Genomic DNA, 12,959 nt, shown 5'->3' with positions numbered 1-12,959 from the left:
TGGCTACCGCGGCAACCGTGAAGGCGGCGGTGACCGTGGCGGTTACCGTGGCAACCGCGAAGGCAGCGGCAGCGGCGGTGGCGGCTACCGTGGCGGCGACCGCGAGGGCGGCTACCGCGGCAACCGCGAGGGCAGCGACCGTCCCCGTCGTAACTGGTAACGCATAGGCATGAAAGGCCCCGAGGAGCACTGCTCCTCGGGGCCTTTTTAACAGGGTCGCAGCTGAAGACCTCCCAACTGGCCTTCAGCGGATGCCGGGTGGGTCAGACCGCAGTGCGGATCGCCGTGGTGGCGTCCGCGGCGGCCTGGTCCTCATCCTGGTTCTTCTTCCTGGTGAACAGCTTGTCCACCGCGAACGCGCCGCCGCCGGAGAAGCCGAGGGCGATGGAGGCGGCGGCGAGGACGAGGACGTACTCGTACCCACCCTCCTGGTTGAAGAACGTGGCGCTGTGAACGTAGTAGTACGCGCCGGCCATGGTGAAGGCGAAGAGGAAGCCGACGATCGGCATCAGCGCACCGAGGATGAACAAAACGCCGCCGACGAGTTCGACGGTGGCGGTGAAGTACGCCGCCAACTGGGGTGCCGGGATTCCCAGGCCTTCAAAACCCTGGGTGGTGGCGTCCATGCCCTTGACGAACCATTTCTGATAGCCGTGGGCGATGAAGACGACACCGATGACGACACGGCCTATGAGCAGGCCGTACGGTTGTAGTTTGTCGATCATTGAGGTGCTCCTTGAATCAGTGGGTTGTTCTGGGGAGCGGACTCGCGCCGTCGTCATTGACAAGCGCGACTCGGGGACCGGGGTCAGTTGACAATTCAACTAACCCTGGAGCATATCAATGTCGCTAGTATATGTAAATATATAAATATGATCTGTCTGCGGATTCTGAACGACTCGGCCGGCTAGTGGCGGCGGACGGCGTCCTCGATCAGTCGCAGAATGCTCGTGATGTCCAGGTCATCGCGGCCCGTCGCCAGGTAGCGCACCAGGCCGTCGTACATCAGCTGGAGGAAGCCGCCGAGCACCTCGATGTCGACGTCGGTGCGGAGCACCCCGATCTCGCGCTGGTGCTCCAGCCGCTCGCGGCTGGCCTCGGAGATCGCCTCGCGCCGCCGTCCCCACGCCTCGGCGAACTCGGGGTCCGTGCGCAGGCGCCGCGCCACCTCCAGCTGGGTACCCAGCCAGCCGGAGATCTCGGGTTTGTCGGCCCCAGCCGTCAGGTCCTGCATGACGCCGACCAGGCCGCGCTCGGCCACCGTCGCGGCCATCTCGGCCGCATCGACCGAGGCCACCGCCAGGAACAGGGCGTCCTTGTCCCGGAAGTGATGGAAGATCGCCCCGCGCGACAGCCCGGTCGCCTCCTCGAGCCGCCGCACCGTCGCGCCCTCGTACCCGTACTTGGCGAAGCAGGAACGCGCCCCGTCGAGGATCTGCTGACGGCGGGAGTCGAGGTGTTCTTGGCTGACACGAGGCACGCGGCAATCTTGCCATCCGGACTTGGTACCGGGCCAACTAGTCGCCTACCGTTACTCCAATGAGATTGCATTCATTCAAGTTCGGGACGCGGCGGGTGGCCCGATGAACCAGCATTCATTCCGGTTCGGGCGGTGGCGGGTGACGGGCGGGTGAAACACAGTGATTTCTGGGACCGCATGACCGAGACCTTCGGTGCCGGCTACGCCCGCAGTGTCGCCTCCGACCATTCCATCTCGATGCTGGAAGGTCGCACGATCGATCAGGCGCTCTCCGACGGGGAGAACGCGAAAACCGTCTGGATGGCGGTCTGCCGGACCTGGCCCGAGCGGGTCCCGCAGCGCCTCGTCCGCTGACGCGCGCCCTCCTCGTCTCTGCGAGATGGACCCTGTTCGAACATGCCGCTGGTCTAGGTTGTCGGTGGTGGCGTCTACCGTATTGGACATGGCGAAACAAACGAATTCCAGGGGAGGCGGGATGAACTCCGCGCAGGACAAGTCGAAGGCGCTGGACCTCGCGCTGGCTCAAATCGACAAACAATTCGGCAAGGGCTCGGTCATGCGGCTGGGGGAGAAGCCGAAGCAGAACGTCAGGACCATCCCGACGGGCTCCATCGCGCTCGACGTGGCGCTCGGAGTCGGTGGGCTGCCGCAGGGCCGGATCATCGAGGTCTACGGACCCGAGTCCAGCGGTAAGACCACCATTGCCCTGCACGCCATGGCGAATGTGCAGGCCGAGGGTGGTGTGGCGGCGATGATCGACGCTGAGCACGCGCTCGACCCGATCTACGCCGAGAAGCTCGGCGTCAATGTTGACGACCTCCTGGTCAGCCAGCCGGACACCGGCGAGCAGGCCCTGGAGATCGCCGACATGCTGGTTCGCTCCGGCGCGGTCGACCTCATCGTCATCGACTCGGTGGCCGCACTCGTGCCGCGCGCCGAGATCGAGGGCGAGATGGGCGACTCGCACGTGGGTCTGCAGGCCCGGCTCATGAGCCAGGCGCTGCGCAAGATCACCGGTGGACTGAACAACACCGGCACCACGATGATCTTCATCAACCAGCTGCGCGAGAAGATCGGCGTCATGTTCGGCTCGCCCGAGACCACCGCCGGTGGCAAGGCGTTGAAGTTCTACGCCTCGGTGCGCCTGGACATCCGTCGGATCGAGACGTTGAAGGACGGCGGCGAGGCCGTCGGCAACCGGACCCGCGTCAAGGTCGTGAAGAACAAGGTCGGTTCGCCGTTCCGGCAGGCCGAGTTCGACATCCTCTACGGGCACGGCATCTCCAAGGAGGGCTCGATCATCGACATGGGTGTCGAGCACGGGATCGTCAAGAAGTCCGGTGCCTGGTACACCTACGAGGGCGACCAGCTCGGGCAGGGCAAGGAGAAGGTCCGCACCAACCTCAAGGAGAACCCGGATCTGACGCTCGAGATCGAGAAGAAGATCAAGGAGAAGCTCGGCGTGGACGAAGCCGCCGCCGAGGCACCTGCGAAGGACGAGATTGAAGAAGCCCCGGTCGACTTCTAAGCCAGACGACCCAGAGGCCGCCCGACAGTACTGCCTGAAGCTGCTGTCGGGCCGGCCCTGCACCAGCTCGGAGCTCGGCGACGCAATGCGCCGCAAGGGCTTCGAAGAGGAGATCGTCGTCGACATCCTGGACCGGTACGCCGAGGTCGGGATGATCGACGACGAGGTCTTCGCCCGGGCCTGGGTCGACTCGCGCCACCGCAGCCGGGGCCTGTCAAAACGGGCCCTGGCGGGGGAGCTGCGCCGCAAGGGCGTCGACCCGGACTACGTCGAGGCCGCCGTCGAGGCGGTCAGCGACGAGGACGAGCGAGCGGCCGCCCTGGAACTGGCCCGCCGCCGCTACCGCAGCATGGCCGGACAGCCGGCGGACGCGATCCTGCGCAAACTGGTCGGCATGCTGGCCAGAAAGGGCTACGGGTCAGGGGTGGCGATCCCGGTGGTCAAGCAGGTCCTCGCGGAGGCGGAGGACGAAGCGGCCGAGCTCCTCGACGAGCAGGCGAACTTCGACTGAGTCAGGCGTGGCGGATGGGGCTGGGGTGTGATCTGGGTTCCAGGATTCGGAATACCCCAGGTCGGTAAGTCGCTGTTAACGCGTTCGACATACCATTGGCCGCGACGACGCAGCGCCGCGCCCGGTCCTCCGTCTTTCCTTACCTTTGCGAGGTATCCCATGACCGAACCGAAACCCGTCGTGGTCATTGCCGACCCACTCGCGCCCGCTGCGATCGAGGTTCTCTCCGGAGACTTCGACGTCCGGGAGATCGACGGTACGAACGTGGAGTCCCTCCACGCCGCGCTGGTCGAGGCCGATGCCGTGATCGTCCGCTCCGCCACCACCATCAACGCCGCCGCGCTGGAATTCGCGCCGAAGCTCAAGGTCATCGCCCGTGCGGGCGTCGGCCTCGACAATGTCGACCTGCCCGCCGCCACCGAACGCGGCGTCATGGTCGTCAACGCGCCGACCTCCAACATCGTCTCCGCCGCCGAGCAGGCCATCGTGCTGCTGCTCGCCAGCGCCCGACACACCGCCCGCGCCGACGCCTCGCTCCGCGAAGGCCGTTGGGACCGCAAGAAGTTCACCGGCGTGGAGATCCAGGGCAAGACCCTCGGCGTCATCGGCTTCGGCAAGATCGGCCAACTGGTCACCACCCGCATGCAGGCCTTCGACATGAACGTCGTCGCCTACGACCCCTACGCGCAGCCCGCACTGGCCGCGAAGCTCGGGGTCAAACTCGTCAGCCTCGACGAGGTCCTGGCGGCCGCCGACTTCATCACGATCCACCTGCCGAAGACCCCCGAGACCGTGGGCCTCATCGGCGAGGAGAACCTGAAGAAGGTCAAGCCGAACGTGCGCATCATCAACGCCGCCCGCGGCGGACTGATCGATGAGGCCGCGCTCGCCAAGGCCATCAAGGAGGGCCGCGTCGCCGGCGCCGGCGTCGACGTCTTCGACTCCGAGCCGTGCACCGACTCGCCGCTGTTCGAGCTCGACCAGGTCGTCGCCACCCCGCACCTCGGCGCCTCCACCCGCGAGGCCCAGGACAACGCGGGACTCGCGGTCGCCAAGAGCGTCAAGCTGGCCCTGTCGGGCGAGTTCGTGCCCGACGCCGCCAACGTCCAGGCCGGCGGGGTCGTCAACGAGGAAGTCCGTCCGCTCCTGGCCCTGTCCGAGCGACTGGGCAAGACCTTCACCGCGCTGGCCAACAGCGCCGTCCAGTCGGTGACCGTCGAGGTCCGCGGCGAGGTCGTCAACCACGACGTCTCGGTGCTCCAGCTGGCCGCGTCCAAGGGCCTGTTCGCGGACGTGGCCGACTCGGTCACCTACGTCAACGCGCCGCTGGTCGCCGAGCAGCGCGGCGTCGAAGTGGGCCTGTACACCTCGGCCGAGTCGCCGGAGTTCCAGACCCTCGTGACGCTGCGGGGCGCGCTGGTCAATGGCAAGAGCCTGACCGTGTCCGGCACGATCAGCCCGACTCCGCACCACGAGCTGCGGCTGACCGAGATCGACGGCTTCGAGCTCGACATCGAGCTGGACGGCTCGCTGCTGTTCCTGCGCTACACCGACCGTCCCGGCGTCGTCGGCCTCATCGGCGGCACCTTGGGCGATCTGAACATCAACATCGCCGCGATGCAGGTGGCCCGCAAGGCGGCCGGCGGCGAAGCGGTCATGGCCATGGCCCTCGACGCGCCGGTGCCGTCCGAGGTGCTCGGCCGGATCAAGGACTCGGTCGGCGCGACCGGAGCCAAAGCGGTAACGCTGGAGGACTAGCAGTCCCTCCGCGGCCTGGAGATCTGCTTCCAGGTTCCACTTGCTGAGAGTCGTTTGTCGGAATGCGGGACGGGTGCGTTAAAGTGAACGCACCCGCCCGCATTCCGCGTTTTCGACTGCGAATGTCTGAACGGATGCGGCGCACCAGTTCGCTCTCGCGACTGAGGATCGAAATCAGAGAGGCAGCATGACTAAGATCGCGGTCATTCCCGGCGACGGGATCGGGCAAGAGGTCATCGCCGAAGCCCAGAAGGTGCTGGCGCTGGCACTTCCCGGCTACGAGGCCACCGAATACGACCTTGGCGCGCGCCGCTACAACCGCAACGGGGAGATCCTCCCCGACAGCGTGCTGTCAGAACTGGACGAACACGACGCGATCCTGCTGGGCGCCATCGGCGACCCGACCGTCCCGCCGGGCGTGCTGGAGCGCGGTCTGCTGCTCAAGCTCCGCTTCGAGCTCGACCAGTACGTGAACCTGCGCCCGAGCCGCCTCTACCCGGGCGCGGCCACCCCGCTGGCCGACGTCAAGCCCGGCGACATCGACTTCGTCGTCGTCCGAGAGGGCACCGAGGGCCTGTACACCGGCGCCGGCGGCAACCTCCACGTGAACTCGGCCGCCGAGGTCGCCACCGAGGAGAGCCTGAACACCCGGTACGGCACCGAGCGGGTCATCCGCGACGCCTTCGAGCGCGCCCGTCGCCGCCGCGGCCACCTGACGCTGGTCCACAAGACCAACGTCCTGATCCACGCCGGCGGCCTGTGGAAGCGCACCTTCGATGACGTCGCCGCCGAATACCCGGACGTGACCACCGAGTACCAGCACGTCGACGCCGCCGCGATGTTCCTGGTGAACCGGCCGCACACCTTCGACGTGATCGTCACCGACAACCTGTTCGGCGACATCCTCACCGACATCGCCGCCGCCGTCACCGGCGGGATCGGCCTGGCCGCGACCGGTTCGATCAACCCCGACCACCAGCACCCGTCGACGTTCGAGCCGGTCCACGGCTCGGCCCCCGACATCGCAGGTCAGGGCATCGCCGACCCGGTCGCCGCGATCTCCTCGACCGCGCTGCTGCTCGACCACCTGGGCCGCGCCGACGCGGCCGCCGCCGTGAACGCCGCGGTCGAGCGTGAGCTCGGCTCGCGCGAGGCCGGAGCGTCGATTCGCACGTCCGAGGTAGGCGACCGAGTAGCCGCCGACGTCGCCGGACAGCTCAGCTAGAACCAAGCACAGCTTCTCAGCCCGGCGAGGGAACCCCCTTGCCGGGCTTTGTCGTGTCGTCCGTGACCCGAGCACGACCTGCCCGACTACCTGAACGAGCGGTAAGTTAGGCAAAAGAACCATTATCGAAGGCATTGACCGAAGGAATTTTCCATGACCAGCGAAGGTCTTCCCGATCTGCGGCGCGAACCGCACCCGAATCCGACTCCGACCGCTGAGCGCGAGCGCCTCGTCGCCGCACCCAGCTTCGGGACCCTGTTCACCGACCACATGTTCACGATGTCCTACACCGAGGGCCAGGGCTGGCACGACGCCAGCATCCAGCCCTACGGCCCGATCACGATGTCCCCGGCCGCGGCGGTGCTGCACTACGCGCAGGAGATCTTCGAGGGGCTCAAGGCCTACCGCTACCCGGACGGCGGCATCGGCTTGTTCCGGCCCGAGGCCAACGCGCGCCGGTTGAACCTGTCGGCCGAGCGCATGGCGATGCCGAAGCTTCCCGAACCCTGGTTCATCGAGTCCATCCGCGAACTCCTGGCCGTCGACGGCGGCTGGGTGCCCGGCGAGGACGAGACCAGTCTGTACCTGCGGCCGTTCATGTTCGCCTCCGAGCAGTTCCTCGGAGTGCGGCCGGCCAAGGAATACCGGTACCTGGTCATCGCCTCGCCCGCCGGGGCCTACTTCAAGCACGGCCCCAAGCCGTTGACGCTGTGGGTCTCCGATGAGTACAACCGGGCCGGACCGGGCGGGACTGGCGCGGCCAAGTGCGGAGGCAACTACGCCGCCAGCCTGCTGCCCCAGTCCGAGGCGATGGAGAACGGCTGCGACCAGGTGGTGTTCCTGGACGCGGTCAACTACGAGTACGTCGACGAGCTCGGCGGCATGAACCTGTTCTTCGCCTACGAGAACGACCAGGTCCTGTACACGCCGAAGCTCGGCACCATCCTTCCCGGCATCACCCGCGACGCGATCTTCACGCTCGCGACCGAGGCCGGCTGGGAGGTCCGCGAGACCGACTACTCGATGACCCGCTGGCGCGAGGACGCCGAGTCGGGCGCGTTGACGGAGGCGTTCGCCTGCGGCACCGCCGCGGTCATCACTCCGGTCGGCACCGTCAAGGGCCGCTCGGGCGAGTTCCAGGTCAACGGCGGCGAGGCCGGCAAGTTCACGATGCAGCTGCGCCAGACCATCCTCGACATCCAGCACGGCAGGGCCGAGGACACCCACAACTGGACGATGCGAATCGCCTAGCGTCCAGGCCCTAGGGGGTGATTAAGAACCCCTAGCCAGGCACGCGACCGGAAACGGGGCGGCACCCGCAACGTCGGGGCGCCGCCCCGTTCCGGTGCCCGTCAAAGTCCCTGGTTCCGGTTTCCGCCAATGCCGCATTGCTCCGGTTCCCGGAGGTGCCGAGCCGCGGCTGCCGGGGAGATCGGGTAAAGCCGCCTCGCAGGTTGGATTTCTCCCCGTAACCTTGGGACACAAGCGCGGGGCCGCAACTGGTTCCGCGTCTCGCGCGTCGAGGCTCGGGGAGGGGACTTGGGCGAGGTCACCATACGGCTCAATCGCTCGGGACTGGAACAGGGCCGCATGTGGCAGGCAGTTCTCGCCGCCGTCGCGATCCTGCTGCCCATGGCGATCTGGGCCGGAACCGAACGACTCATCGGCTCCACCACCCAGGCGCTCGATCCCGATGAGGCGATCTCGCTCCAGTCGTTCCCGGTGGACAGCGCCAGCCTCGAGTTCCACGTTCCCGGCGAAGGCTGGACCACCGGGGTCGGGCTCTCCGCGCAGCAGCGCGCCCTCTCGAACGGTCGCACCAGCGCCACCGTCGAAGTCGACGCGAATGTCGACAGCCTGCGGACGCTGCTCGACCGGCGCTCCGACCGCCTCACCTCGAGCCAGGTCGGGCTCGCCGCCACGAACGTCCGCGAATACGAGAACGAGGAGTCCGGCCTCGAGGGCTACCGGGCCGACCTGTACGGGCGCGACAGCGCCGGTTCGATAGTGGTGGTCGGCAACGGCAAGGGGGCCGCCGCGAGCCTGATCGTGCTGGCCCCGTCCGACAAGTTGAAGGCCGCCACGGCGGGCGCCGACGACTTCGTCGCGAGTTTCAAGTTGGAGGGCGAGTGAGCGTCCCAACCGAACGACTCGTGGTCGAGAGCCAGGGCGCCTTCATCCGCGTCAGGCGACCCGCCTACTGGCTCTACTGCGCCTGCCTCGTCTACGGACTCATCGGACTCGGCCGCGTGCTGTCCCCCGACTACGCCGATATCGCCAGCGCCCTGTGGGCCTCGGTCGCCATCAATGGCATCCTCGCCATCATCTTCCTGACCATCCTCGCCCGCCTCGACCTGTTCGAGCGCGAACCGGTCACTGTCCGCGCCGCCGCCATGTGCTGGGGCGGACTGGCAGCCGTCGCGTTCGCGATGACCGCCAACGACTCGGCGCTGGTCGTCCTCGCGGAACTCCACGACGCCGAATGGGCCCGCACCTGGGGTCCGGCCATCGCCGGGCCGCTGAACGAGGAGTGGCTCAAGGCCCTCGGGGTGGTCCTGCTCGTGCTCATCGTCCGCGAGCACTTCGACCGCCCCATCGACGGCCTCATCTACGGTGCCCTGGTGGGCCTCGGCTTCCAGGTGGTCGAGAACCTGACGTACGCGATCAACTTCGCCGTCCTCAATCCGAACTCCAGCCTGGTCGGGTCGCTGAGCGTGACCTTCAGCCGCGTCCTGGTCGCCGGGCCGTGGTCCCACCCGCTGTACACGGGGACGGCCGGGCTCGGCATCGCCTACCTGGTGACGCAGAGCCGCCGTTCCATGCGGAACCGGCTCAGCGTCGCGGCAGGCCTGTTCGTGCTGGCGATGGCCATGCACGCGTTGTGGAACCTGCCTTTTCCGCCGGAGCTCAGCCCGCTGGTGTCGATCCCGCTGATGTACGGCAAGGGCCTGATCATCCTGGCGCTGTTCTTCGTGCTCTACCACCTGGCCGCGCGCGCCGAGTGGAACTGGTTCGTCACCACCATGTCCGACCAGGACGAGGAGGTCATCACCACCGACGACCTGACGTCGATGCGGACGCTGCGGAGCCGCAAGCGGGCCCGCAATGCCGCCGCGAGTCGGTGGGGCAAGCGCGCCGCGCACCTGACCGGACAGTTGCAGCGGGAGCTGGTGAAGCTCGCGGCGCTCGTCGCCCGCGACCAGCGTCGCGGCGACGATGACGACGAGGACCCCCTCGACGTCGCGGCGGTAAAGCGCAATATCGCCGCGATCCGCGCCGAGCTGGCACAGGTCGAGACCGAGCAGTCCTCCGTCGGCGCCACGAAGTTGCGCTTACCGGCCGCCACCGGCGTCTTAAGGAACCAGCCGAACCGCCGCCTAACCGGCGGCCCGCCCGACCGCGCGAATCGCTTGGCCCCAGAGGGCCTATGAGGCCGGCGCCTTCTGCGGTTCGGGGGCCCTCGAGGACGACTTGCCCAGCTCCGGCTCGTCGGTGGGGTCCTGGCTCGACGTGGGCCCCTCCGAGGTCGGCTGGTCGGCCGGCGGCTCTGATGAGGTCGGGTCCTCCGAAGGCACCCCGCTCGTGGGCTCGTCGCTGGTCGGCTCGTCCGTCGTCGGGTCCTCGCCGGGGGACGACGGGTCGGGCCCCGGCGAGGTGGGCGGGGCCGAGTCGCTCTCCTCCTCGCCGGGAGCGCTCGACGTCGGGTCGCCGACCGGATTCAGTCCCGGCGTGCCCGTGGGCGATTTGGGCGGGGAGCCGACCTTGCGACTCGCGGACGACTCGCCCGGGTCGTCGTTCGGGCCCAGCTCATCCGGTGCCGCCTGGTCTCCGGCGGACTCTGAATTGGATTCGGCGTCCTGGCCGGTGGTGTCCGAGCCGGCTCCGAACCAGTTATCGGTGATGCCGGAGCCGTCCTCGTCGCTCCCCATGCCCATCATTTCGGGCACTGGTCCACGCATGAGCGCTCCGGTGGCTATAACGCCGCCGGCGACGGTCGCGACCGCCATGACGCCGATCCGGCGGAACCGTTTCGACTGGTGCAAATCGTAACTGAGCGAGCGCAGCGCGCCCCTGGTCTCGCGCCCGATGGCGCCGAAGAGTCCCACAGCAATAAACCCCACCGTTCGATTCGTGTCTCTCACTCGTACCAACGAGCGAATCGACCGGGGGTAACCGCTGTGTCACTCGAGCGGGGTGGAAATCGGACGTTCGGCTGAGTCGCACTGGCCCGAACGCCTAGAGTCCGGCCGGCACCGACTCAGGCCCGCTCGGGTCCTAGAGGGTTCTTAAACACCCCTAGAAGTCGCGCTTGACGGCGCTGACCAGCAGATCGGCGAAGACGTGCAGCGCCTCGGGCTCCACGTCGGGCCGCGAGGCCTCCAAGGCGGCCTCCGCTTGGGAGGCAAGGGCTTCGATCCGCTGCTCGGTATCGGCCAGCGCGCCGGTGTCCATGAGGATCGCTCGCAGGCGCTCGACTCCGGACCGGTCCAGGTCCGGATCGCCGAGCCCGGCGTCCAGCGCCGCGCGCTGCGCCTCGTCGGCGGCGGCCCAGGCCCTCGCCACGAGGAACGTGTGCTTGCCTTCGCGCAGATCGTCGCCGGCGGGCTTCCCGGTCTGCGCCGGGTCGCCGAAGACGCCGAGGACGTCGTCGCGCAGCTGGAACGCCTCGCCCAGCGGCAGGCCGATCGCCGAATAGTGCTCCCGCACGACTCCGACCGCCCCCGCCAGTGAGGCGCCGAGCAGCAGCGGGCGCTCGATCGTGTACTTCGCCGACTTGTAGCGGGCGACCTTCGCGGCCGTGTCCTCGGAGACGTCGCGGCGCACCTCGGAGAGCACGTCCAGGTACTGCCCGGCGCTCACCTCGGTGCGCATGAGGTCGAAGTCGCGGCGCGCGGCGGCCACCGAGGCGAACGGCATTCCGGCAGAGCACAGCAGCTCGTCCGACCACGCCAAGCACAGGTCGCCCAGCAGGATCGCGGCCGCCGTCCCGAACTCGTCGGGGCGGCCCGACCAGCCCTCGCTGGAGTGGAGCGTCGCGAAGCGCCGGTGGATCGAGGGGGCCCCGCGCCGGGTGTCCGAACCGTCGATCAGGTCGTCGTGCATCAGTGCCGAAGCCTGAAGCAGCTCAAGTGAGGAGACGCAGGCGACGAGCTCGTCCGAGTCGTTCAGGCCGGCGCCGCGCGCGCCCCAGTACGCGAACGTGGGGCGGATGCGCTTGCCGCCGCCGAGCACGAAGTCGCGCACCGCGTCGGCGTACGCGCCGAGATTGTCGTCGATGCCGCAGATGACGGCGGCCTGCCGATCCAGAAAGTCGGTCAGGGCTGCGTCAATGCGGTCTTTGAGCTCCACGCCCCGACCCTAGGCGAACAACTGTCCGTCTCAACTATTGGGTGGTCACGAGTGCAGGTCAGAACACGTGTTTCCCAGCGGTTACGGTTGGTGCGCGGCCCGCCTCATTACGCGCCCCGCCGCTCGGAAACTCCAAGAACTCGCCGTGTCCGACAGCTCGCCATGAACAGGAGTAAACGCGTATGACTCTAGGAGTCGCCTCAGTGATGCCGACGCAGGCCGCCAAGATCGGCGACCTGCTTCGTTCCGGCACCCCGAGGTTCTCCTTCGAGATGTTCCCGCCTCGTACCGAGAAGGGTGAGGAGACGCTGTGGCGCACGGTCCGCGCGCTGGAGGGACTCGGGGCCGACTACGTGTCCGTCACCTACGGCGCCGGCGGCCGGACCAGGGGAAAGACCGTCGAGACCACCGACCGGATCATCTCCGACACGACGCTGCTCACGATGGCGCACTGCACCGCCGTCGACCACTCCGTCGCCGAACTGCGCAATCTCATCGGCCACTTCGCCAACGTCGGCGTCCGCAATATCCTCGCCCTGCGCGGCGACCCGCCGGGCGACCCCAGGGCCGAGTGGATCGAACACCCTGACGGCCTCAAGCAGGCCCGCGACCTGGTCGAACTCATCAAGTCCTCCGGCGACTTCAGCGTCGGAGTCGCGGCCTTCCCCGAAGGCCACCCCCGGGACGTCGACTGGGAGGCCGGGGTGCGCCACTTCGTGGAGAAGTGCCGCGCCGGCGCCGACTTCGCCATCACCCAGATCTTCTTCGACCCCGAGGACTACCTGCGGTTCCGCGATGCCGTCGCCGCCGCCGGCTGCGACATCCCGATCGTCCCGGGCATCATGCCGGTCACCAACATCAAGCAGATCGAGCGGTTCGCCGTGCTCACCGGCATGGACTTCCCCGCCGAACTGGCCGAGCGACTGCGCGCCGTCGAGGACGACCGCGACGCGATCCGCGACATCGGAGTCGAAGTCGCCACCGACATGGGCCGGCGCCTGCTGGCCGAGGGCGCGCCGGGCCTGCACTTCACGACGCTCAACCACTCCAGGTCCACCCGCCGCGTCTGGCAGAACCTCAACGGCGCCGGGAACCCCAAGGCATTAGC

At 68.0% G+C, this 12,959-nt stretch carries 13 protein-coding genes; 9 read left to right on the top strand and 4 right to left on the bottom strand.

Going from position 1 to position 12,959, the window contains the following annotated elements; all coding sequences use genetic code 11:
* Positions 1–263: 263 nt before the first annotated feature.
* Together FAB82_RS19185 and FAB82_RS19180 are read right to left on the bottom strand one after the other, a co-directional pair.
* Complete coding sequence (locus FAB82_RS19185) at positions 264–725, bottom strand: DoxX family protein (protein ID WP_136536148.1); 462 nt, start codon at positions 723–725, stop codon at positions 264–266.
* Positions 726–907: 182 nt separating this feature from the next.
* Positions 908–1,480, bottom strand: coding sequence for a TetR/AcrR family transcriptional regulator (locus FAB82_RS19180; RefSeq protein WP_136536147.1), 573 nt, complete (start codon positions 1,478–1,480; stop codon positions 908–910).
* Between the two features lie 150 nt (positions 1,481–1,630).
* On the opposite strand from FAB82_RS19180, the gene FAB82_RS19175 reads away from it, so the two are divergent.
* The 8 genes from FAB82_RS19175 (at position 1,631) to FAB82_RS19140 (ending at position 9,933) form a co-directional block, all read left to right on the top strand.
* A complete protein-coding gene (locus tag FAB82_RS19175) occupies positions 1,631–1,834 on the top strand; it encodes a DUF3046 domain-containing protein (protein ID WP_136536146.1) in 204 nt (67 codons plus the stop codon).
* A 121-nt stretch (positions 1,835–1,955) separates the two neighbouring features.
* Positions 1,956–3,008 (top strand): recombinase RecA, encoded by a 1,053-nt coding sequence (gene recA / locus FAB82_RS19170; RefSeq protein WP_136536145.1) that lies wholly within the window; start codon positions 1,956–1,958, stop codon positions 3,006–3,008.
* Complete coding sequence (locus FAB82_RS19165; protein ID WP_246039719.1) at positions 2,983–3,519, top strand: regulatory protein RecX; 537 nt, start codon at positions 2,983–2,985, stop codon at positions 3,517–3,519. The genes recA and FAB82_RS19165 overlap by 26 nt, the downstream gene beginning before the upstream one ends.
* A 159-nt stretch (positions 3,520–3,678) precedes the next feature.
* Entirely contained in the window at positions 3,679–5,277 is a 1,599-nt protein-coding gene (serA, locus tag FAB82_RS19160; protein WP_136536144.1) for a phosphoglycerate dehydrogenase, read from the top strand.
* Between the two features lie 187 nt (positions 5,278–5,464).
* Complete coding sequence (locus FAB82_RS19155; protein WP_136536143.1) at positions 5,465–6,502, top strand: 3-isopropylmalate dehydrogenase; 1,038 nt, start codon at positions 5,465–5,467, stop codon at positions 6,500–6,502.
* Between the two features lie 153 nt (positions 6,503–6,655).
* Positions 6,656–7,753, top strand: a complete 1,098-nt coding sequence (locus FAB82_RS19150) for a branched-chain amino acid aminotransferase (protein ID WP_136536142.1) — start codon at positions 6,656–6,658, stop codon at positions 7,751–7,753.
* A gap of 288 nt (positions 7,754–8,041) precedes the next feature.
* Positions 8,042–8,635, top strand: coding sequence for a hypothetical protein (locus FAB82_RS19145; protein ID WP_136536141.1), 594 nt, complete (start codon positions 8,042–8,044; stop codon positions 8,633–8,635).
* Positions 8,632–9,933 carry a PrsW family intramembrane metalloprotease gene (locus FAB82_RS19140; RefSeq protein ID WP_136536140.1) on the top strand — a complete coding sequence of 434 codons (1,302 nt, stop codon included), beginning with the start codon at positions 8,632–8,634 and terminating at the stop codon, positions 9,931–9,933. The genes FAB82_RS19145 and FAB82_RS19140 overlap by 4 nt, the downstream gene beginning before the upstream one ends.
* Here FAB82_RS19140 and FAB82_RS19135 read toward each other — a convergent pair.
* Positions 9,928–10,623 carry a hypothetical protein gene (locus tag FAB82_RS19135; protein WP_136536139.1) on the bottom strand — a complete coding sequence of 232 codons (696 nt, stop codon included), beginning with the start codon at positions 10,621–10,623 and terminating at the stop codon, positions 9,928–9,930. The two genes, FAB82_RS19140 and FAB82_RS19135, sit on opposite strands and share 6 nt — an antisense overlap.
* A 175-nt stretch (positions 10,624–10,798) precedes the next feature.
* A complete protein-coding gene (locus FAB82_RS19130) occupies positions 10,799–11,851 on the bottom strand; it encodes a polyprenyl synthetase family protein (protein ID WP_211116687.1) in 1,053 nt (350 codons plus the stop codon).
* 182 nt (positions 11,852–12,033) lie between these two features.
* Between FAB82_RS19130 and metF the strand changes: the two genes are divergently transcribed.
* Positions 12,034–12,959 (top strand): methylenetetrahydrofolate reductase [NAD(P)H] (gene metF, locus FAB82_RS19125; protein WP_136536306.1); only part of this gene is annotated, 926 nt, incomplete at its 3' end.

The sequence above is a fragment of the Glycomyces buryatensis genome, assembly GCF_004912275.1.
GTDB lineage: Bacteria > Actinomycetota > Actinomycetes > Mycobacteriales > Micromonosporaceae > Glycomyces > Glycomyces buryatensis.
The sequence above is the reverse complement of the archived record's forward strand: the minus strand, read 5'-3'. Positions and strand labels throughout refer to the sequence as shown.

Excerpts from the sequence above, each read along its gene's own strand:
- FAB82_RS19155 (WP_136536143.1), top strand. The coding sequence starts at position 5,465 with ATGACTAAGATCGCGGTCATTCCCGGCGACGGGATCGGGCAAGAGGTC.
- serA (WP_136536144.1), top strand. The coding sequence starts at position 3,679 with ATGACCGAACCGAAACCCGTCGTGGTCATTGCCGACCCACTCGCGCCC.
- recA (WP_136536145.1), top strand. The coding sequence starts at position 1,956 with ATGAACTCCGCGCAGGACAAGTCGAAGGCGCTGGACCTCGCGCTGGCT.
- FAB82_RS19185 (WP_136536148.1), bottom strand. The coding sequence starts at position 725 with ATGATCGACAAACTACAACCGTACGGCCTGCTCATAGGCCGTGTCGTC.
- FAB82_RS19150 (WP_136536142.1), top strand. The coding sequence starts at position 6,656 with ATGACCAGCGAAGGTCTTCCCGATCTGCGGCGCGAACCGCACCCGAAT.